The organism is Sphingomonas sp., assembly GCF_031372575.1.
In the GTDB taxonomy this organism is placed as follows: domain Bacteria; phylum Pseudomonadota; class Alphaproteobacteria; order Sphingomonadales; family Sphingomonadaceae; genus Sphingomicrobium.
In genome coordinates, this window is sequence record NZ_JANMLM010000111.1 from 50,427 (window position 1) to 70,430 (window position 20,004).

The window sequence follows — 20,004 nt, forward strand, 5'->3', positions numbered from 1 at the left end:
CTATCGCGCCGTCGGCAGCTTGATCTGGAACAGGGTCGGCCAATTCTTGCCGGTCACGAACAGCCGGCCCTTGGCTTTGTCGAACGCAATTCCGTTCGGGACCGCGTCGGGGTCGGTCGAACCGATGCGTCGCGACAATGCGCTGACATCGATCCAGCCCTTCACCCGGCCGGTCGCCGGATCAATCCGCGCGATCATGTTGGTCATCCAGATATTGGCCAATATCTCGCCGCGGACATATTCGAGCTCGTTGATCTGGCGCACCGGCTGGCCATTGGCGGTGACATTGAGGGTGCGGACGACCTTCAGGCTCACCGGGTCGAGAAAGCGCAGCATTGGCGTTCCGTCGGACAGGATGATGTTGCGGCCGTCCTTTGTCATGCCCCAGCCCTCGCCGCTATAGCGGAAGGTGCCGAGCTTGCGGAACGTCTTCAACGACCAGCGCGTGCCGACACCGCCATGCCAGATCACATTGAGCAATTGGTCCTTCCAGTCGACCAACCCTTCGCCGAACACGCTCGGCGACAATGTAACGCTCTGCAGCGTGCGGCCGGTCACGAGATTGGTCTTTCGGATGGAGGATTGACCTTCGCGCCCGGTGCTTTCGTAGAGAAAGCCGTCGCGATAGAGCAAGCCCTGGGTGAAGGCGTCGGTGGCGTGCGGGTAGGTGCGGATCACCTGCGCCGCCTCGACCGGAAGCGCCGCCTTCGAAGGAACCGGGGCAAGCGCGAGCATCGCCGCGACGATCAGGCCAAGGCTCCGCATCAGTCGCGCAGCAGTTCGTTGATGCCAGTCTTGCTGCGCGTCCGCTCGTCGACCGTCTTGACGATCACCGCGCAGGCCAGGCTCGGGCCGCCATCCTTGGCGGGCAGGGTGCCGGGGACCACCACCGAATAAGCGGGAACGCGGCCGTACATCACCTCACCGCTGGCGCGGTCGACGATCTTGGTCGACGCGCCGAGGAACACCCCCATCGAGATCACCGCGCCGCGCTCGACCACCACCCCCTCGGCGACTTCGGACCTGGCGCCGATGAAGCAATCATCCTCGATGATCACCGGCCCCGCCTGCAGCGGCTCGAGCACCCCGCCGATCCCGGTCCCGCCCGAAATATGGACGTTGCGGCCGATCTGCGCGCAGCTTCCGACTGTGGCCCAGGTATCGATCATCGCCCCCTCGCCGACATAAGCGCCGAGGTTGACGAAGCTCGGCATCAGCACCGCATTGGGGGCGATGAAGGCGCCCTTGCGGACGATCGCGCCGGGCACCGCGCGAAACCCCGCCGCGCCGAATTTGGCCGCGTCCCAGCCAGCGAATTTGGACGGCACCTTGTCCCACCACGCCGCGCCGCCGGGGCCGCCGGGGATCTCGGCCATCGCGTTAAGGCGGAACGACAGTAATACCGCTTTCTTGAGCCATTGATTGACCTGCCAACCGCCATCGACCGGCTCAGCCACCCGCGCCTGGCCCGAATCGAGCAACTCGAGCGCCGCATCGACCGAATCGCGCACCTCGCCGGTGGTCGCCGCGCTGATCGTATCGCGCTGTTCCCAGGCCAAATCGATGACGGTCTGGAGTTGATCGGTCATTGGTTGCTTCCTTGTAAGATCGTCTGGAGCCAGTCGCCGACGTCGCTGATGACATGGTCGATGGCCGCGGGGTCGGCGTCATGATCGCCGTGGTCGGAGCCATTGTCGACCCATACCGTCGTCATCCCCAGCGCCTTGGCGGGGCGCAAATTCTTGGCCATATCTTCGACCAGCACCGCGCGCGCCGGATCGATATCGAATCGATCGACCAGCAAGCGATAGCCGTGGGCGTCGGGCTTGGGCAGATAATCGCAGGCGTGGATGTCGACCAGCCCGTGGAATTGATCGCCGATCCCGATCGCGCGCAGCACGCGGCCAGCATATTCCGCATCGCCATTGGTGAATACGAACTGCCGCCCCGGTAGCGCGGCGAGCCCGCGCGCCAGTTGCTCGTCGGGCGCCACCCGGTCGAGCGCGATCGCATGAACATCGTCGAGGAAATGCTTGGGGTCGACATCGTGATGCTTCATCAGCCCGGCGAGCGTCGTCCCGTGATCGCGGAAATAGCCTTTCTGAACCCGCCGCGCCTCGACCGGTTCATGCCCCGTCACCCGCTCAACATAGGCGGTCATTCGCGCATCGATCAGGTCGAACAGCCGGGTCGATGCCGGGTACAAAGTATTATCGAGGTCGAAGATCCAGTCATCGACATGGGCAAAGCGCGGGTCCATCGCCCGCCGCCTAGCGGGGAAATGCGCGGCGTTAAACGGTAAAACTCTCGCCGCACCCGCACGCGCCCTTGGCATTGGGGTTGGCGAAGGTGAAGCCGGCGGCGAAATCATCCTCGACCCAGTCCATCACCGACCCGACGAGGTACAGGATCGACCCGCCATCGACGAAGAACGTCCCGCCGGGAGTCTCGATCATCTCGTCGAAGGGAACCGCTTCGGTGACATAATCGACCGAATAAGCCAGCCCCGAGCAACCACGCCGCGGTGTGCTGAGCTTGACCCCGATTGCGTCGGCGGGAGCGCGCGCCATCAAGTCGGCGATGCGCTGCTCGGCGGCGGGCGTCAGGGTGATCGCTGCAGGGCGAATTCGCATTGGCTTGTTCATAGCATTCCCAATTCGAGCCGTGCCTCGTCGCTCATCTTGCTTGGGTCCCACGGCGGATCCCACACCAGTTTGACTTCGGCATCGCGGATCCCCGGCACCGACAGCACCCGCATCTCGACCTCGCCGGGCATCGATTCGGCGACCGGGCAATTGGGCGTGGTCAGCGTCATGTCGATCACCGCGTCGCCATCGGCATCGACGCGGACGTCGTAAATCAGCCCGAGCTCGTAAATGTTGACCGGAATTTCGGGGTCGTAAATCGATTTCAGCGCCTCGACCACCGCTTCCTGCAAATCGCCGCCGGGCCCGGCCACATCGGGCGCAGGCTTCTCGGCGGCGAGGAAACCGGTGAGGTAATCGCGCTTGCGCGCAAAATTCTCTGCGAGGCTTGGCTCGGGGGTCAGGCGGGCGCGCGGCGGGGTGTCGACCGAGTCGACCTCTTCCACCTCGATCTTCTTCTCTTCGCCCATGTTCATCCGAATATCCGCTTCACTGTGTGCAGCCCCTGAACGAGCGCTTCGATGTCGCTAGCGTCGCTATGCGCCGCGAAGCTCGCCCGAGCGGTCGCGGGAACCCCGAGCACTTCCATAAGCGGCTGCGCGCAATGGTGCCCGGCGCGAACCGCGACCCGTTCGTCATCCAATATGGTGCCGATGTCGTGCGGATGCACCCCGTCGACCCCGAAACTGACGATCCCCGCGCTATCCTCGGGGCCGAACAGGGTCACGCCGGGGATGCTGCGCAGCGCCGCGCGGCACTCGCCGACCAATGCCGTTTCATGTGCGTGCAGCGCGTCGAGCCCGATGTCCTGGGTCCAGTCGATCGCCGCGTGGAGCCCGATCGCGCCGACGATATGCGGCGTCCCAGCCTCGAACCGCGCCGGCGCGTCGAGGAAGCTGGTCTTCTCAAACGTCACCTGGTCGATCATCGCCCCGCCGCCCTGATAGGGCGTCATCGCGTTGAGCAACTCGCTCCGGCCCCACAGGCAGCCGATCCCGGTCGGGCCGTAAAGTTTGTGCCCCGAATAAACGTAAAAATCGCAGTCCAGATCGACCACGTCGATCTTCAGCCGCGGGGCGGCCTGGCAGCCATCGAGCAACAGTTTCGCACCGACCTTATGCGCAATCGCGGCGGCGCGCTTGGCGTCGAGGATCGATCCGAGCACGTTCGAGACATGCGCGAAGGATAGGATGGCATGGCTCTCGTTGGCCATGCGCTCGGCCGCATCGAGGTCGATCCGCCCGTCGTCGGTCAACGGCACGACGTCGATCGCGTAGCCCGCCAGCTGCCACGGGACGATGTTCGAATGATGCTCCAATGCCGACAGCAACACCCGTTTGCGCATGCCGTTGGCGAACCGCGCTGCGATCAAATTGATCGCTTCGGTCGCCCCGCGCGTGAAGATCAGTTCGTCGGCCTGCCCGCCGATCAGCGCCGCAGCAGCGTCGCGCGCCGCCTCGAAGCTCTGGGTCATTGCCGCCGACCGTTCGTACACCCCGCGATGGACGGTCGCATAATCGCGGCCATAAGCGTTGGTGATCGCGTCGATCACCGCCTGCGGCTTTTGCGCGGTCGCGGCGCTGTCGAGATAATGCCAGCCGGCAATTGCGGGGAATTGGTCGCGGACGCTTAGCGCCGAATTGAGGCGGGTGGCGATGTTCATGCGATCCTCCGCAATGCCGCGCGGGCCAGGTCGGCAATCGCCTCACCGCCCTCGGCCTCGTCCCACAATCCACCGACGAACCCTTCGAGCAGCAACGCCCGCGCCGATGCCGGGTCGAGCCCGCGCGCGGCGGCGTAGAATAGTTGCTCGCGGTCCAGTTCGCCGACCGTCGCGCCATGCGCGCATTTCACGTCGTCGGCGTAAATCTCCAGCTCGGGTTTGGCATTGGCCTGAGCCCCACGGTTTAGCAGCATCGCCTTGATCGACTGCTCGCTGTCGCTGTGCTGCGCATTGCGCGCGACCGCGACCTTGCCGAGGTACGACCCGACCGCCTTGCCGCCAAGCACGCTGCGCACCATTTGCCGCGACGTTGCCGACGGCTCGAGATGGCGGACGATGGTGACGATCTCGAGGTTGCTCGACCCGCCACCAATGTTCGCCGCATGCAGCGAAAAGTCGGCGCCTTCATGGAGCGCAACATCAATCTCGATCCGCCCGTAAAGCGCCGCCGTGTTGAGCGCAAAAATGCTCGCCGACGCGCCAACATGGAGAGTCATTTGTACGCGCTTTACCTGCACGTCTTCGCCGCTCGGCAACCAGATTTGCTGCACCTTTTGCTGCGCAGCAATTTCGATGACTTCCGGCGCCGCAAGCTCGCCCCAAACCGCCGCCAATGCCGCGACATCGGCATAGCGAAACGCTTCGTCTTTCCTGGTCGGAAGCGCGTTCAAGCTGCCACCTCCGTATAGCCTTCGCGCTCGAGCTGCCGCGCCAGCTCGGGGCCGCCGCTGCGCGTGATCTTGCCGCGGTCGAGGACGTGAACGCGGTCGGGCGTCACATAGTCGAGCAGCCGCTGGTAATGCGTGATCAGCAGCACCGATTTGTCGGGGCTGCGCATGATCGAATTGATCCCCGCGCCGACCGCTTTCAACGCATCAATATCAAGACCGCTGTCGGTCTCGTCGAGGATCGCGAGCTTGGGGGCCATGATGCCCATCTGCACCATCTCGGCGCGCTTCTTCTCGCCGCCCGAGAAGCCGACATTGACCGGCCGCTTGAGCATCTCCGCATCCATCCCCAGCGTCGCCGCCTGCGCCTTGGCGAGGCGGATGAATTCCGCGCCCGACAGGTCGGCTTCCCCGCGCGAACGCCGCTGCGAATTGAGGCTTTCGCGGAGGAACTGGAGATAGGACACGCCGGGGATTTCGACGGGATATTGGAAACCTAGGAACAGGCCAGCGGCGGCGCGTTCGTGGGGTTCCATGCCGAGCAAATCCACGCCGTCGAACGTCACCGACCCCTCGGTCACCTCATACCCCGGCCGGCCGCCGAGCACATAGGCGAGCGTCGACTTGCCCGCCCCGTTCGGCCCCATGATCGCATGCACTTCACCGGTCGGTACGGTCAGCGACAGCCCGTCGAGGATCGGCTTGCCGGCGACCGTCGCGTGGAGGTTTTCAATTTTGAGCATTCTTTTAAAACTCAATTTCATCAGTCTTGCAGGTTGGACAAATCATTGATCGACACGAGGCGCTGGTCCGGGTTTGTAAGCGGCGAACGCGTCGATTTCGTCAAACGTCTTCTCAACGAGCGCGCGGCGCTGTTTCTTGGGAACAGCCCTGACCTTCAGCATTTCGTTCGCACGATCCATTTGGCGCTCGCGAATTTTTGAGCAATCGTCACCCTGTCGAATGTCATCCGGGTTGAAAGTCGTCCCTGAGTCTCCACTGCGTAGAACGGTACCTTGCGATGCCGTCTTGCAAGCAAAGTATGTGACAGCCGCAGGCGCGATCTCGTCCGGAATATTGAGCGAAGGCCCGTTTACCGTGACCGTTTTGGTCACCGTCGCTTCTTCCTGTGCAGGCGCAAATGCCGCCGCCAAAAGTGCTACGAAAAACGTCAACCCACACTCCCCTCAAGCGAAATCCCCAGAAGCTTCTGCGCTTCGACCGCAAACTCCATCGGCAATTGCTTGAGCACTTCACGCGCGAAGCCGTTGACGATCAGGGCGACCGCGCTTTCGGTGTCGAGCCCGCGCGCCTGGGCGTAGAATAATTGGTCGTCGCTGATCCGCGAGGTAGTCGCTTCATGCTCGATCGTCGCGGTCGGGTTCTTGACCTCGATGTACGGCACGGTGTGGGCGCCACTTTCCGACCCGAGCAGCAGCGAATCGCATTGGGTGAAATTGCGGACATTCTCGGCGCCGGGAAGGACGCGGACCAGCCCGCGATAGGTGTTGTTCGACCGTCCTGCGGAAATGCCCTTGGAGATGATCGTCGAGCGCGTGTTCTTGCCGATGTGGATCATCTTGGTGCCGGTGTCGGCCTGCTGGCGGTTGTTGGTCAGCGCGACCGAGTAGAATTCGCCGACGCTGCCCTCGCCCTTGAGGATGCACGAGGGATATTTCCAGGTGATCGCGGAGCCGGTCTCGACCTGAGTCCAGCTGACCTTGCTCCGCGCGCCACTGCAAAACGCCCGCTTGGTGACGAAGTTGAAGATCCCGCCCTTGCCCTCGGCATCGCCCGGATACCAGTTCTGGACGGTGCTGTACTTCACCTCGGCATCCTCGTGCGCGAAGATTTCGACCACCGCCGCGTGGAGCTGATTCTCGTCGCGCATCGGCGCGGTGCAGCCTTCGAGGTAGCTGACGTAGCTGCCTTTCTCGGCAACAATCAGGGTGCGCTCGAACTGGCCGGTATTTTCGGCGTTGATGCGGAAGTAGGTGCTCAATTCCATCGGGCAACGCACGCCCTCGGGCACCAACACGAACGTCCCGTCGCTGAACACCGCGGCATTGAGGCAGGCGAACACATTGTCGCGCTGCGGAACGACCGATCCGAGATACTTTTTGATGAGCTCGGGATATTCCTTGATCGCTTCGCTGATGCTGAGGAAGATCACGCCCGCAGCCTTCAATTCCTCGCGGAACGTGGTCGCGACCGAGACGCTGTCGAACACTGCATCGACCGCCACCTTGCGCGCGCCCTCGACCCCGGCGAGCACCTTCTGCTCCTCGATCGGAATGCCGAGCTTGGCATAGACCCGCAGGATCTCGGGATCGACCTCGTCGAGGCTGCCGAGCTTGGGCTTGGCCTTGGGCGCAGCATAATAAAATGCGTCCTGATAATCGATCTTGGGGATGTCGAGCTTGGCCCAGTCGACCTCCTCCATCTCCAGCCAGGCGCGATACGCCTTCAATCGCCAGTCGAGCATCCACTGCGGCTCATTCTTCTTGGCCGAGATGAAGCGGACGGTGTCCTCGTTCAATCCCTTCGGTGCGAACTCCTGCTCGATGTCGGACGAGAAGCCCCACTCATAATCCTTGGCGATCGCCTCGCGGAATTCGGCGTTCGGGGCGTCGGCGGACACGTCGTCGGTCATGACGCCAGCTCCTCCAACGATACTGCGCCCAATGCCCCGCGCACTTTCGCGCCGACAATCCCCATGTGCGGCTTGACCCGGCAATGCGCATCCAATGCGCAATCGCTCGGCTCGTCGGATCCCGAACATTGAGTCATCGTGATCGGCCCTTCGACCGCCTCGACGATATCGGCCAGGCTGATCGCGGTCACCGGTCGGGCCAGGGCATAGCCCCCGCCAGCCCCGCGCGTGCCGGTCAGCAAGCCGTGCGCGGCGAGCCGCTGCATCAGTTTCTGCGCGGTTGGCAATGGCACGCCGGTCTCGTCGGCCAGCTCGGTCGCGGACAGGCAAGCGGCCGCAGGCCGGCGGGCGGCGGCGGTCATCATCACGACCGCATAATCGGCAAGGTGGGTGAGTCGCATTTTCTAATAAGAGCTTTCCAGTCCGATTTAGCGACACGCTTCCCATTTTACAACCGCGATGACACAGGTGGACGATGTATCGCCTGCTCCGCCCCCTCGTCTTTCGGCTCGATGCCGAGCGCGCGCATCGCGCGACCATCGCCGCGCTCAAATTGCTCCCCAGGCGCCGCCCGCCAAGCTTCGACGGCGCGCTGACCACCAGCATTGCGGGTCTGGGTTTTCCCTCGCCGGTCGGGCTCGCGGCGGGGTTCGACAAGGATTCGGAGGTGGCGGCGGCGATGCTCGGGCTGGGGTTCGGCTTCGTCGAGGTCGGCACGCTGACCCCGTGCCCGCAGGACGGCAATCCCAAGCCGCGCCTGTTCCGACTGGTGGAGGATCAGGCGGTGATCAACCGGCTGGGGTTCAACAATCGCGGGCAGACAGCGGCGATCGAGCGCCTCGCCTTCCGCGACCGATCGCGCGGCGTGGTTGGGGTCAATATCGGCGCCAACAAGGACAGCGCGGACCGCATCGCCGATTACGCTGCGGGCGTCCGCGCAATGGGCCCGCTGGCGGACTATCTGGCCGTCAACATCAGCTCGCCCAACACGCCCGGCTTGCGCGACCTGCAAGCCGGCGGCGAATTGATCGAATTGCTGGCGGCGGTCAGCGAAGCGCGGCTTCCGGGTGTCCCTGTCTTTCTGAAAGTCGCGCCAGACCTCGCGCCCGGCGATCACGAGCGCATCGTCCGCGCCGCAATCGACAGCGGGATTGACGCGTTGATCGTCGCCAATACCACGCTGTCGCGCCCACCGCTGGTCGCGCGCCACGCCGCTGAAGCAGGCGGCCTGTCGGGCGCGCCGCTGCGGTCGCTGGCGCTCGATCAGCTGCGCGCATTCCGAGCCGCCTCAGGTGGGCAAATGCCACTCATCGCTGCCGGCGGAATCGCGTCGGCCGAGGATGCCTGGGCCCGCATCCGCGCGGGCGCCAGCCTCGTTCAGCTGTACTCGGCTTTGGTCTATCACGGCCCCGGCCTCGCCCGCCGCATCGCCACCGGCCTGACTGACATCCTCAGACGCAAGGGAATCCCCAGCATCTCCGACGCGGTCGGCACCGAACGCTAGGGAAGCGTCAGCACTACGCCCTCGCGCCTTGGGTCAAACCCGCCGTCGATCCGCCCGTCGCGGATCAGCACGCCCTGCGCCCCCGAATCCTCGCCCTGTCCGGGCTTGATCTCGATCCCCCGCGCCGCCAGTTCGGCCAGGATCGCAGGCGAGAATTTGGTCACTTCGCCGCCAAAGCTTTTGCCCCGCGCGACCAGGTTCGGTGCTGCAATCGCCGCCTGCATCGGCAATCCCCAATCGACCGACGCGACCAGTGACTTGCCGACATAAGCGAGGATCGCCGATCCCCCCGCCGACCCGATCGCGCCGGCGAATTGTCCGTCCTTCGTCGTCAGGATCAGCGGGATCATCGACGATCGCGGGCGCTTGGCCGGGCCGACCGCATTGGCCACCGGAAAGCCCGCCGCATCGGTCGGCGAAAAGGAGAAATCGGTCAGCTGGTTGTTGAGGAAGAAGCCGTCGACCATCCGCCCGCTGCCGAAGATACTCTCGACCGTGGTGGTCATGCTGACAACATTGCCGTCAGCGTCGCGGATGATGAAGTGCGATGTCCCGGCTGGCTCGCGGGTCTGGTCGGCGGCCATGGCGGGGACATTGGGCGGGCTTCCCGCGACCGGCGGCGGGCCTGCTTGCGTCGCGATCAGTTTCGCCCGCTGGTCGAGATAGGCGGGGTCGAGCAATCCGGCGACATTGACCCCGGCGAACCTGGGATCGGCGACATAGCGATCGCGGTCGGCATACATCAGCCGGCTTGCCTCGGCGAACAGGAACCACGCGCGCGGATCGTCCGGTCCGCGCGTCGCGATATCGGTCCGCTCAAGCAGCCCGAGCAATTGCAAGATCGCTACCCCGCTCGACGGCGGCGGCGGCGCGCAAACGACATAGATGCGATACGGGCGGCACAAGGGTTCGCGCTTGATTGGGCGGTATGCGGCAAGGTCGGCCATCGTCATCGACCCGCCGAGCGCGCCGGCGCGGGTCCGTGCGACGATCCGCGCGCCGGTCTCGCCGCGATACAAGGCTCGTGGGCCCTGCGCAGCCAGCCGTTTGAGGAAATCCGCATAAGCTGGGTTTTTCAGCGTATCGCCGGCCTTCATCCGCCTGCCGTCGGCGGCGGTGAAATAAGCGACGACGTCGGTGGCCGTGCTCTGGGGGAAGCTCCCCGCGATCATCCGCGCCAGCCGCGGGCTGACGATAAATCCTTCGCGCGCGGTTCGTTCAGCCGATCCGAACAGGCTGCTCCAGCGCAATCGCCCATGCTCGCGCTGCGCCATCCCGAGCATCGCTACCGCGCCCGGCACCCCGGTCGATCGTCCGCTGAGCACTGCATCGGTGAAGGACAAGGGCTTGCCATCCGTGCCGAGGAACATCGCCGGACCGGCCTGCGCCGGGGCCATTTCACGCCCGTCGTAAATGCTAATCTTGCGCGTCGCCCCGTCATAATAGTTGATGAAGGCGCCGCCGCCGACGCCGCTCGATTGCGGTTCGACCAGCGACAGCATCGCTTGCACCGCGACTGCCGCGTCGATCGCGCTCCCGCCGCGTTTCAACACCTCGATCCCGGCGGCGGCGGCGAGCGGATTGGCAGCGATCACGAACGGCTCGCTTGGCCGCTGCTGACCGATCGGCGGTTGGGCGGTGGGGGTGACGCAGGCGGTCAGGCTGAGCGTGGCAAGCAGCACAAGGCGGGTGGCAATCGACATCGTCGCTGCCTATCGCCTCTTGCGCGCAGCGTCCACGAACACGCGCGCAGCGTTGGCGATTGCATCCGCTTCGGCTAAACCGCCTTCACGAGACCGGGCAAATCCGGCGGGGGAGAGAATTTTGGAACAGCAGCTCGAACATTTTCCCAATCTGGTGACGATGTTCCTCACCCGCGCGCGTGAAAAAGGCGATGCGCCCTTCCTATGGTCGAAGGCGTCTGGAAGCTGGAAATCGATCAGCTGGACGGAGGCCGCACGCCAGGTCGCGGCACTGTCGGACGGGCTCAAGCGGCTCGGCATGAAGCCCGGCGACCGGGTTATGCTGGTCGCGGAAAACCGTCCCGAATGGCTGATCGCCGACCTTGCGATCATGGCGGCGGGTTGCGTCACCGTCCCGACCTACACCACCAACACCACCCGTGATCACCAGCACATCCTTAACAATAGCGAAGCTCGCGCGGTCATCGTCTCGACCCAGAAACTGGCCAAGGCACTAATCCCGGCGGTGTTGTTCGCCTCGACCTGCAACCACGTCATTTCGATCGACGACATCATCACCGGCCAGTCGCCCGACGTCGCCCAATTCCACCATTGGAAGGCATTGGTCGACGGCCCGGCCGACGTTGGTGCGCTCGAAACCGCCATGGCAACCATCGGCCGCGATGACCTCGCCTGCCTGATCTACACCAGTGGCACCGGCGGCGCGCCGCGCGGGGTGTGCCAGCACCACGGCATGATCCTCCACAATGTCGAAGGCTGCATCGACATCATCGCCAATGATTTCGGCTGGGACAATGAAGTGTTCCTGTCGTTTCTCCCCGCCAGTCACGCCTATGAACATAGCGGCGGGCAGCATTTTCCGGTCGGGCTCGGGGCACAGATTTATTATGCGGAAAGCCTCGAGAAGCTGGCCGCCAATATCGAGGAAGTGAAGCCGACCCTGATGGTGGTCGTGCCGCGCCTGTTCGAAATGCTCCGCGCCAAGATCATCAAGCAGGTCGAAAAGGACGGCGGCCTGCCGGCTTATCTGATGGGCCGGGCAATGAAGATCGAGGCCAAGCGGGCGGCGGGCAAATCGGTGCCGTGGGACGCGCCGATGGACGGCATATTGTCGCTTACGTTGCGCCGCAAGGTCGGCAAGAAGTTCGGCGGGCGGATCAAGGCGATGGTCTCGGGCGGTGCGCCGCTCAACCCGGAAGTCGGATTATTCTTCCAGGCGATGGGGCTCACCGTGTTGCAAGGTTATGGCCAGACTGAGGCCGGGCCAGTGATCAGCTGCAACCGGCTACGCGGCGGGATCAGGATGGATACCGTCGGCCCGCCGATGCGCGGGACCGAATTGCTTATCGCCGATGATGGCGAGCTGATGGTCCGCGGCGAGCAGGTGATGCACGGTTACTGGCGCAATCCGGAGGAGACCGCGCGGGTGCTGAACAACCCCGGTGACGGGACCGGCGCGTGGCTTGCGACCGGCGATGTCGGGCATCTCGACGACAAGGGGCGGATCGTCATTACCGACCGCAAGAAGGATCTGATCATCAACGACAAGGGCGACAATGTCTCGCCCCAGCGGGTCGAGGGGATGCTGACGCTCCAGCCCGAAATCGCACAGGCGATGGTCCACGGCGACCGCCACCCCTACCTCGTCGGGTTGCTGGTGCCGGAGGCCGAGTTCGCCGATGCGCCCGATCTGCAGGCGCGCGTCTCGGCGGCGGTCGATCGGGTCAACAAGGATCTAAGCGTGGTCGAAAAGGTCCGCCGCTTCATCCTCGCCGACGCGGCCTTCTCGGTCGATAATGAACAGATGACGCCATCGCTCAAGATCCGTCGTCACGTCATCCGCGCCGCTTATGGCGAGCGGCTGGATGCCCTCTACAAGAAGTAGACCTCAGCTAGCAGGGCGGTAGGGGACGAAGTCGCCCAATGCGCAACTGCCAACCGTAATGCCGGCAGTCATGTCCCTGACCTGGGCGATATCCCCGCGGCACAATTGCGATCCGGTGCTTCGAGTGACCAAAGCATAGCTCCCATTGCCCAGATTGTTGCACCCGCCGAGCGGCTGGTTGACGTAGGTCGTGCGCCCGTCGCGATAGATGATGGTGTCGTCGTCGATCACCACCATGTCGTTCGACCGTTGCAGCGGCAGGCAGCTTTCGGGCTTGCCAGCAACCTTGCCGGCGAGCGCCTTGTCGAAGCTTTGCTGGGCTCGCGCGCTGCGCTGGGTCGGCTGGCTGTCGACCGTTTCGCAGGCGGCAAGCGTGGTTGCGGCGGCGGCGGTGGCGGCAATCATCAGGATTCGCATGGCAATTCTCCCTTATCGTATCAGGCGCTGGCCCAGATTAACCGAAGCTGTCTTTCATCGTCCGAAGCCGCGCAAGCTCGTCTGCGTCGCGCGCCCGCATGAACGGGTTGGTGGCTTTCTCCTCGCCGATGGACGTGGGCAGAGTAACCTCGCCGCGATCCCGCATTTCCGCCATTTTCTTTAATCTCGACGTAACCGCTGCATTATCCGGTTCAACATGCGCCGCGAACCGCGCATTGGCCAAACTATATTCATGCCCGCAATAAATCAGCACATCGTCGGGCAATGCCGCAAAGCGTTGCATATTGGCGAACATCTGCTCGGCGGTGCCTTCGAACAACCGCCCGCAGCCCATTGCGAACAAGGTGTCGCCGGTGAAGATCATCTTCGCCGCCTTGAAATACAGGGCGACATGCCCCGCCGTATGCGCCGGAATGTCCCACACTTCGGCCTCGAGATCGCCGACCGTGACCCGGTCGCCCTCGGCAATCACGCGATCGACCGCGCTGACCTTCTTGGCTTCGGCGGGCGCGATGACCGGCGCGCCGGTCGCAGCCTTGATCCCGGCGTTGCCGCCGGTGTGATCGGGGTGCCAGTGGGTGTTGAGGCTATGCGTGATCGCCCAGCCGCGCTGTTCGGCGGCAGCAAGCGCGGGCGCGTCCTGCCCCGGATCGACCACAGCCACGCTGCCGCTGACGGGATCGCGAAACATCCAGATGTAATTGTCGGACAGCGCGGGGACGGGGATGACCTCGATTTCCATCACCATTCGCCTGTATTGGCCATCAACGCCCATGGCTCTGCCGGGGGCAACGCCTCGCCTTTCTGGAGCAACTCGACGGAGATTAAATCGGGGGTTCGGACAAATGCCATATGGCCGTCGCGCGGCGGGCGGTTGATCGTCACTCCGGCGTCGGACAATCGCTGGCAGGTCGCGTAAATATCGTCGACCAGGAACGCGAGGTGGCCGAAATTGCGCCCGCCACCATAGCCTGCCTCGCCCCAATTGTGGGTCAGCTCGATTTCGGCTTCGTCGCCCGGAAAGCCGAGGAAGATCAAAGTGAACTTGCCGGTCGGAGCATCGCGCCGCCGCCGCTCTTCCAGCCCGAGCAGTTGGAAAAATGCCACAGTCGCCTGCGGATCGGACACGCGAAGCATGGAATGGAGAAATTTCATTAGGTCTGGACTCCGTTCATCGCTATTTAAGCACGGTTCGTCGACGGTCCGAGACCGGCAATCGTGCCCGGTGGCCGTCGTTATGAGACGACGAACCAAGAGTGTGGTTCCATGCAGACCATGTTTCAAGGCAATCGCGGCGCAATCATCGCCGCCGTAGGACTTTTCTCGATTGGGCTGGCGACCAGCGGCTATCTGTTGGGGGACGGCCTGCGCCGTGCGAAAAGCGCCGAACGGTCGATTTCGGTGCGCGGTGTATCCGAACGCGATGTCACCGCCGATCTGGCGACCTGGACGATCAGTTTCTCGCAGGAAGGGCCCGAACTCAACTCGGTCAACGGCCGGGTCGAGCAGCAAAGCGCCGCGGTGCGTCAATTCTTTGCTGCGGCCGGGTTCAAGCCGACCGAGATCAGCGACAGTGGGGTCAGCTTCAACCGCAGCCACACCACCAACGACGAGGGCAAAAGGATTGAGACGGTGGTGACCGTGAAGCGGTCGGTCGAGCTTCGCACCGCCGATGTGATGAAGGTCCGCGCCGCGCACGGCAAGCTCGCCGCCTTGCTCAATGACGGGGTCGAACTCGACGGCAGCAGCCTGAGTTACAATTTCACCCGGCTAAACCAGCTCAAGCCCGAGATGATCGCCGAAGCGACCAAGCGCGCCTGCGCCAGCGCCGAGCAATTCGCCCATGACAGCGGGTCGCACGTCGGCCAGATCCGCACCGCCAGCCAGGGCTATTTTTCGGTCGGTGCGCGCGATGGTGCCGATGGCGAGGAAGCAAGCGCCACCGATTCGCCGTTCCAGAAGGTCCGGGTGGTGACCTCGGTCGATTACGATGTCGCCGGTTAGGCCCGCTTAGCGGTGCCCCGGCCCCTCGCCGTCGCCATCGGGTCGCGCCGCGACCTGGTTGGTGACGGTGAGCGGGACGTCGAGCATGCCCAAGGCCCGTCGCGCGGCCTGGCCGCTTGCGCTGTTAGGGTCGGCGGCGACGGCGCGGGTCCAAAACTCCCGCGCCTTGCTGTCTTCGCCGGCGAATTGATAAACATGGCCGGCTTCGAACAGCACCGACGGGTCGTTGGGGATCATCGTCAGCGCGCGATTGATCGCTACCTTGGCGCCCGCCGGATCATTCTCGCGGATCGCCAGCGCGGCGCTGAAATACCACAGGAACGGGTCTTCATTGATCGACGGAATGGCGAGGTTGAGCTTGGCCCGCGCGGTCTTCAGATCGCCTTGCGCTTCGGCGGCGCGCGCCCGGTCGAGCAGGGCCAACCCGCGCTGGTCGGCCAGCAAGCCCGATCCTGACAAGGCGCGGTCAAGCGCGAGCGCGGCCTTGCCCGGCTGGCCCGCAGCGATCCACATATTGCCCGCTGCGGCGAGCATCCGGTCGGCCGCCGGATCGCCCGGCTTGGCCAGCCCGGCGGCGCGCTCGAACTCGGTTGCGGCATCGGCGAACTTGCCCGATTGCTCGGCAGCGACCGCGCGGCACAGGGTCGCTGCGCTGGTCGAATCGGCGGGGCAAGCGGCGGCGTCGGGGGCGGCAGCAGCAATGGTGGCGGCAATCAGGATCGTGATCATGATAGTCTCTCAGCTAGGACCGCGATCGTGCGCAGGATCGCTTCAATCTCGTGCGGCTCCGACAAGCGGTGCGTGCCCCATTTGATCAAGGTCAGCTGGACATCGCCTGAATGGATTGAATCGAGCAATTTGAACGGCACCCCAACCGGCACTTCTTCATCCTTGTCGCCGTGGATCAGCCGCACCGGACAATCGATCGCGATCGGGCTGTGCAGTATCCTGAGCGCGGTCCCCGACGCAACGAACCGCGCATGGGTGACGCGTGGCGGCCCGCCGGTGGGGTCGGGCGTCTCGAACCTGGCGGTGTCGACCAACGACTGGCGCTGCTCGGGCGTATAGCCCCAGTCGGTAAAGTCGGGCGCAGCGGCGATGCCGACCACGGCGGCTACCCGGTCGGGCCGATTGAGCGCCGCGTGAAGCGCCAGCCAGCCGCCCATCGACGATCCAACCAGTATCACTTTGCCGTCGATCAACAGGTCGATGATCGACAGAATCTCGTCGAGCCACCGATCGAGCGTCCCGTCGGCAAAATCGCCGCCTGACGATCCGGTGCCCGAATAATCGAACCGCACATAACTGAGCCCCGCAGCGGCGGCGAAGCGATCGATCTCGACCGCCTTGGTCCCCTCCATATCGGACGCGTAGCCGGGCAGGAACAACAAGGTCGGGCCGGTTACCTCGGGGTGGCGAGCGCGCGCTCGATAGGCGATCTTGCGCCCGTCGCCGGGGTCGAAATAGGCCAATGGCGCGGGGTCGGGCATGGGGATATCGGTCATTCCGCCGCCATTGGCGCAAACTGCGGCGGCGGAAAAGGGGGGTGGGGGTTATCGCTTCAGGAACACGTCGAGCGCTGCGCGGAAGGCGGCAGGCTGGTCGAGCATCACGAAATGGCCCGCCTCGGCGATCGGCACGAAGGTCACCGTCGGCGCGCCCCTATATTGGATCGCATAGAAAGCGAGGGTGCGGTCCTTGCCGAAGCTAGACGCTGTCCATGGCACGACGACGGTCATCGGCATGGTGATGCTTGGCAGCGACGGGCGGAAATCGGTCGTGATGTCCTCGTAAACCGCCTGGCCGGCGACACGCGCATCGGCGGCCGTAGCCCAGCCGCGCATTTTGACCCGTGCGCCCTCGGTCAGCGCCAGCGAGTCGACCCCGGCGGCGACCGCCTCGGATGTCATCGGCTTGCCGTGCCGTGCTGCGGTGGCGGTGCGCATCATGCTTGCAGCGGTTTCGATCTGGGCGACGGTTGGCATTGGTCCACCCTGCGCCAGCAGCACCGCGAAATCGGGCAGGGAGTCGACGACCATCAGCCGCTCGACCTGCGCCGGATGGGCTTTGGCGAAGATCATCCCGACCAAGCCGCCCATTGAATGGCCGACGTACCGCACCGGGCGGGCATGATCGCGGGCCAGCGCGGCCGACAAATCGGCGATGATTCCGTCGAGCAGCCCCGGCCTGAGATTGGCCCCGGGGTCGTCACCGCCAAAGCCGTTGACCTGGACTAGATAAACTCGGTGCGTTTTGGCCAGTTCGGTTGCGACGCCGTCCCAGACGGCTCGGGGGCTGGCGAGGCCGGGGACGAGCACCACTGGCGCACCCTTGGCCTTGGCCGAGCCGAGGGTGACGATCGAGATGTGGTCCATCCGCACTTCGGCATTGGCCTGCGCCATCGGCGCCGGCTTGGCGGCGGCGGGCAAAGGGGTGGCGATCGCGGCGAGCGCCGCGACGAGGAGCAATTTGTTCATCAGGTTTATCCCTTGGTAGGCGAGGTGAAGATGTCTTCGATCGGAAGTTCGAACAGTTCGGCGATGCGGAACGCGAGCGGCAGCGACGGGTCATATTTGCCGGTCTCGATCGCGTTGACGCTCTGGCGCGAGACGGCGAGGCGGTCGGCGAGATCCTGCTGGCTCCAGGCCCGCATCGCGCGCAGCACCTTCAAATTGTTGATCACTGGCACCCCCCGTCGTCGCCCAGCGTCAACCGGTTGACGAGCGCGCCGACGCCAAGCCCGGCGAACCACAGGATGGCGATGAAATAAGCGTCGATGTGCGACACCAGCCCGACGCTTTCCAGGAACCCCCAGATCGTCGCCAGCGACAGGGCAAAGGCGGTGGCGATCAATGTCTGGCGGACCAGCAGCATGCGCTGATATTCGTCATCCTGTTCGATGATCAGCCGCCCGACCGCCCAGAAGACGCCGCACACGCAAATCCCGGGCAGGATCGCGAGCAAATAAGCGGCGGGGCCGGTAATGATATGGCGCCCGACGTAATAGACCGCTGCAAACAACGTCAGCAAATATAGCGCCATCGATATCGCCAGCCGCTGCAGATAGCGCTTGGCCGGAGCATTCATCGTGCGGGTCATGACAATCGTCCTTTTCTTATAGTCAAGGACGCTTTACGCATGGGCCGCCCCCATGTCAAGCTACCTTTCCAAAAAGATTGGCACGCTTGATGGAAGTGTGGCACCCCACCGCGCTTTCACCGATAGTCAATCAATTCGGATTATCGCGTCGGCAGCTTGATTTCGAACGAGGCCATCATGATGAACTTTCGACTGATTCTTCTCGTCGCCACGACGATCTCGCTATCGGCCTGCGGGAATGAGGAATATCCGATGCCGGCGGCTCAGGCGGCGTCGAGCCTCGCCAGCCTCGGCTATTCGCCATTGCTGGCGACCCTGCCGGCGGCACTCGGCAAGGTGCAGGTCAGCTTCGAATCGCTTCCCGATGGACAGTCGGTGCAATGGTCGTTCCGCCGCGGCCGCGACGATCTTGGCAAGATCATCGTGTCGGTCGAGCCGAGCGGCGAGGCGGCGAGCAGTGTCAAGGTCGATTACGTCGAGGGCGAGGATCATGGCGGCGGCACCGCCGGCCGACTCCGCAAGCAATTGCAGGTCAATCTGCGGCCCCTGTTCGTTGAAGCGGTCGATTCGACGCTCGACGGTCGCCCGTTCGACGAAGCGGTCCGCGCCAAGGTCGATGCCGCGCTCACCGAGGGGCTTGGCCCGACGATGTTTAGCGGCGTCGACTCGTCGCTCGAAGACGAAGTGGCCCGCCGCGACAAGAATAGTGCGGACAGCGCCAGCCGACGGGCCAATAGCCGCCAGGCGCCGCCGCCCGCGTAAGCGACCCAGCCGACCAGCGACCTCAGCCGCTTCAGCAACTAGGCCGCTTCAGCACCTGCGCTGTGCCCGAAGGTTGAGACTGGACGCTTCGCCCGCTAGAGGCGGCGCCATGACGCAGATGTTCAAGATCGCCCTTCCCGACGGCTCGGTTCGCGAAATGCCCGAGGGCTCGACCCCGGCAGACGTTGCTGCGGCGATCGGGCCGGGGCTGGCCAAGGCGGCGCTTGCGGCCCGGGTCGATGGCGAAGTGCGCGATATCATGCGCCCGTTCGACGGCGATGCCCGGCTCGAGCTGATCACGTCGCGCGACGAGAAGGATGCGCTCGAACTGGTGCGCCACGATTTCGCGCATATCCTCGCCGAGGCGGTGCAGAACATCTTTCCGGGAACGCAGATCACCTTTGGCCCGTCGACCGACGATGGCTTCTATTACGACTTCGCGCCAACTGCCGAACGCGGGCCGTTCACCGATGAGGATTTGCCCGCGATCGAGGCCGAGATGCGCCGCATCATCGCCGCCGACGAGCCCTTGATCCGCGAGGAATGGAGCCGCGCCGACGTCCGCGCTTTCTTCGAGCGCACCGGCGAGACGTTCAAGGCCGAATGGGTGATGGAGCTGCCCGAGGGCGAGGCGATCACCATGTATCGCAGCGGCAAGGGCGACGCTGCGTGGATGGACTTGTGTCGCGGCCCGCATCTCGCCTCGACCGGAAAGCTCGATCCGCAGGCGTTCAAGCTGACCCGCGTGTCGGGCGCTTACTGGCGCGGCGATCAGGCCAATCCGATGCTCAGCCGGATCTACGGCACCGCGTGGCTCAACAAGAAACAGCTCGCCGAACATCTCGTCCGGCTGGAGGAAGCGGCCAAGCGCGACCATCGCCGGATCGGCCAGGACATGGACCTGTTCCACCTCCAGGCCG

At 64.4% G+C, this 20,004-nt stretch carries 25 protein-coding genes; 5 read left to right on the forward strand and 20 right to left on the reverse strand.

All coding sequences use genetic code 11. The annotated features are described in order from the left end of the window. From RMN73_RS11475 to RMN73_RS11525, 11 genes are read right to left on the reverse strand one after another with little or no spacing between them, the layout of a single operon-like run. Positions 1–765, reverse strand: a complete 765-nt coding sequence (locus tag RMN73_RS11475) for a glutaminyl-peptide cyclotransferase (RefSeq protein ID WP_309603461.1) — start codon at positions 763–765, stop codon at positions 1–3. After that, the gene (gene dapD / locus RMN73_RS11480; protein WP_309603462.1) at positions 765–1,589 is read right to left on the reverse strand and encodes a 2,3,4,5-tetrahydropyridine-2,6-dicarboxylate N-succinyltransferase; all 825 of its coding nucleotides are present in this window, start codon (positions 1,587–1,589) and stop codon (positions 765–767) included. The genes RMN73_RS11475 and dapD overlap by 1 nt, the downstream gene beginning before the upstream one ends. Beyond that, positions 1,586–2,260: a pyrimidine 5'-nucleotidase gene (locus RMN73_RS11485; RefSeq protein ID WP_309603463.1), complete on the reverse strand. Its 675-nt coding sequence runs from the start codon at positions 2,258–2,260 to the stop codon at positions 1,586–1,588. The genes dapD and RMN73_RS11485 overlap by 4 nt, the downstream gene beginning before the upstream one ends. A gap of 31 nt (positions 2,261–2,291) precedes the next feature. Next, a complete protein-coding gene (locus RMN73_RS11490) occupies positions 2,292–2,633 on the reverse strand; it encodes a HesB/IscA family protein (protein WP_405051570.1) in 342 nt (113 codons plus the stop codon). An 8-nt stretch (positions 2,634–2,641) separates the two neighbouring features. After that, positions 2,642–3,115 carry an SUF system Fe-S cluster assembly protein gene (locus RMN73_RS11495; RefSeq protein WP_309603489.1) on the reverse strand — a complete coding sequence of 158 codons (474 nt, stop codon included), beginning with the start codon at positions 3,113–3,115 and terminating at the stop codon, positions 2,642–2,644. 2 nt (positions 3,116–3,117) lie between these two features. Next, on the reverse strand, positions 3,118–4,308 hold the full coding sequence (locus RMN73_RS11500; protein WP_309603465.1) for a cysteine desulfurase: 1,191 nt from the start codon (positions 4,306–4,308) through the stop codon (positions 3,118–3,120). Next, on the reverse strand, positions 4,305–5,039 hold the full coding sequence (locus tag RMN73_RS11505) for a SufD family Fe-S cluster assembly protein (protein ID WP_309603466.1): 735 nt from the start codon (positions 5,037–5,039) through the stop codon (positions 4,305–4,307). Before RMN73_RS11505 ends, RMN73_RS11500 begins: the two co-directional genes overlap by 4 nt. Then, on the reverse strand, positions 5,036–5,779 hold the full coding sequence (gene sufC / locus RMN73_RS11510; RefSeq protein ID WP_309603467.1) for a Fe-S cluster assembly ATPase SufC: 744 nt from the start codon (positions 5,777–5,779) through the stop codon (positions 5,036–5,038). The genes RMN73_RS11505 and sufC overlap by 4 nt, the downstream gene beginning before the upstream one ends. Positions 5,780–5,821: 42 nt before the next feature. Then, the gene (locus RMN73_RS11515; protein WP_309603468.1) at positions 5,822–6,211 is read right to left on the reverse strand and encodes a hypothetical protein; all 390 of its coding nucleotides are present in this window, start codon (positions 6,209–6,211) and stop codon (positions 5,822–5,824) included. After that, positions 6,208–7,689, reverse strand: coding sequence for a Fe-S cluster assembly protein SufB (gene sufB / locus RMN73_RS11520; protein ID WP_309603469.1), 1,482 nt, complete (start codon positions 7,687–7,689; stop codon positions 6,208–6,210). Before sufB ends, RMN73_RS11515 begins: the two co-directional genes overlap by 4 nt. Then, entirely contained in the window at positions 7,686–8,090 is a 405-nt protein-coding gene (locus tag RMN73_RS11525; protein ID WP_309603470.1) for an Rrf2 family transcriptional regulator, read from the reverse strand. Before RMN73_RS11525 ends, sufB begins: the two co-directional genes overlap by 4 nt. A 74-nt stretch (positions 8,091–8,164) precedes the next feature. Here RMN73_RS11525 and RMN73_RS11530 point away from each other — a divergent pair, with 74 nt between their 5' ends. After that, entirely contained in the window at positions 8,165–9,193 is a 1,029-nt protein-coding gene (locus RMN73_RS11530; RefSeq protein WP_309603471.1) for a quinone-dependent dihydroorotate dehydrogenase, read from the forward strand. Here the strand turns inward: RMN73_RS11530 and RMN73_RS11535 are convergent. Then, entirely contained in the window at positions 9,190–10,896 is a 1,707-nt protein-coding gene (locus RMN73_RS11535) for a gamma-glutamyltransferase family protein (protein ID WP_309603472.1), read from the reverse strand. The two genes, RMN73_RS11530 and RMN73_RS11535, sit on opposite strands and share 4 nt — an antisense overlap. 160 nt (positions 10,897–11,056) lie before the next feature. Here RMN73_RS11535 and RMN73_RS11540 point away from each other — a divergent pair, with 160 nt between their 5' ends. Beyond that, positions 11,057–12,781 carry an AMP-dependent synthetase/ligase gene (locus RMN73_RS11540; protein WP_309603490.1) on the forward strand — a complete coding sequence of 575 codons (1,725 nt, stop codon included), beginning with the start codon at positions 11,057–11,059 and terminating at the stop codon, positions 12,779–12,781. Between the two features lie 3 nt (positions 12,782–12,784). On the opposite strand, the gene RMN73_RS11545 is transcribed toward RMN73_RS11540, so the two are convergent. Genes RMN73_RS11545 through RMN73_RS11555 form a run of 3 tightly spaced genes read right to left on the reverse strand, consistent with a single transcriptional unit; the run spans position 12,785 to position 14,374 of the window. Beyond that, a complete protein-coding gene (locus tag RMN73_RS11545) occupies positions 12,785–13,198 on the reverse strand; it encodes a hypothetical protein (protein WP_309603473.1) in 414 nt (137 codons plus the stop codon). 37 nt (positions 13,199–13,235) lie between these two features. Next, positions 13,236–13,961 (reverse strand): hydroxyacylglutathione hydrolase, encoded by a 726-nt coding sequence (gloB, locus tag RMN73_RS11550; RefSeq protein WP_309603474.1) that lies wholly within the window; start codon positions 13,959–13,961, stop codon positions 13,236–13,238. Then, a complete protein-coding gene (locus tag RMN73_RS11555; protein ID WP_309603475.1) occupies positions 13,961–14,374 on the reverse strand; it encodes a VOC family protein in 414 nt (137 codons plus the stop codon). Before RMN73_RS11555 ends, gloB begins: the two co-directional genes overlap by 1 nt. 111 nt (positions 14,375–14,485) lie before the next feature. Between RMN73_RS11555 and RMN73_RS11560 the strand changes: the two genes are divergently transcribed. Beyond that, positions 14,486–15,223: an SIMPL domain-containing protein gene (locus tag RMN73_RS11560; RefSeq protein WP_309603476.1), complete on the forward strand. Its 738-nt coding sequence runs from the start codon at positions 14,486–14,488 to the stop codon at positions 15,221–15,223. Positions 15,224–15,229: 6 nt separating this feature from the next. Here the strand turns inward: RMN73_RS11560 and RMN73_RS11565 are convergent, their stop codons facing one another. Genes RMN73_RS11565 through RMN73_RS11585 form a run of 5 tightly spaced genes read right to left on the reverse strand, consistent with a single transcriptional unit; the run spans position 15,230 to position 18,322 of the window. Then, a complete protein-coding gene (locus RMN73_RS11565) occupies positions 15,230–15,952 on the reverse strand; it encodes a tetratricopeptide repeat protein (RefSeq protein ID WP_309603477.1) in 723 nt (240 codons plus the stop codon). After that, positions 15,949–16,728 (reverse strand): alpha/beta hydrolase, encoded by a 780-nt coding sequence (locus RMN73_RS11570; protein ID WP_309603478.1) that lies wholly within the window; start codon positions 16,726–16,728, stop codon positions 15,949–15,951. The genes RMN73_RS11565 and RMN73_RS11570 overlap by 4 nt, the downstream gene beginning before the upstream one ends. Before the next feature lie 48 nt (positions 16,729–16,776). Continuing rightward, complete coding sequence (locus tag RMN73_RS11575; RefSeq protein ID WP_309603479.1) at positions 16,777–17,700, reverse strand: alpha/beta hydrolase; 924 nt, start codon at positions 17,698–17,700, stop codon at positions 16,777–16,779. 5 nt (positions 17,701–17,705) lie between these two features. Continuing rightward, entirely contained in the window at positions 17,706–17,906 is a 201-nt protein-coding gene (locus tag RMN73_RS11580) for a helix-turn-helix transcriptional regulator (protein WP_309603480.1), read from the reverse strand. Further along, positions 17,903–18,322, reverse strand: coding sequence for a hypothetical protein (locus RMN73_RS11585; protein ID WP_309603481.1), 420 nt, complete (start codon positions 18,320–18,322; stop codon positions 17,903–17,905). Before RMN73_RS11585 ends, RMN73_RS11580 begins: the two co-directional genes overlap by 4 nt. Before the next feature lie 177 nt (positions 18,323–18,499). Between RMN73_RS11585 and RMN73_RS11590 the strand changes: the two genes are divergently transcribed. Both RMN73_RS11590 and RMN73_RS11595 read left to right on the forward strand, forming a co-directional pair. Then, positions 18,500–19,084 (forward strand): hypothetical protein, encoded by a 585-nt coding sequence (locus tag RMN73_RS11590; RefSeq protein WP_309603482.1) that lies wholly within the window; start codon positions 18,500–18,502, stop codon positions 19,082–19,084. 109 nt (positions 19,085–19,193) lie between these two features. Next, the coding region (locus RMN73_RS11595) for a TGS domain-containing protein (protein WP_309603483.1) at positions 19,194–20,004 on the forward strand (811 nt) is incomplete at its 3' end.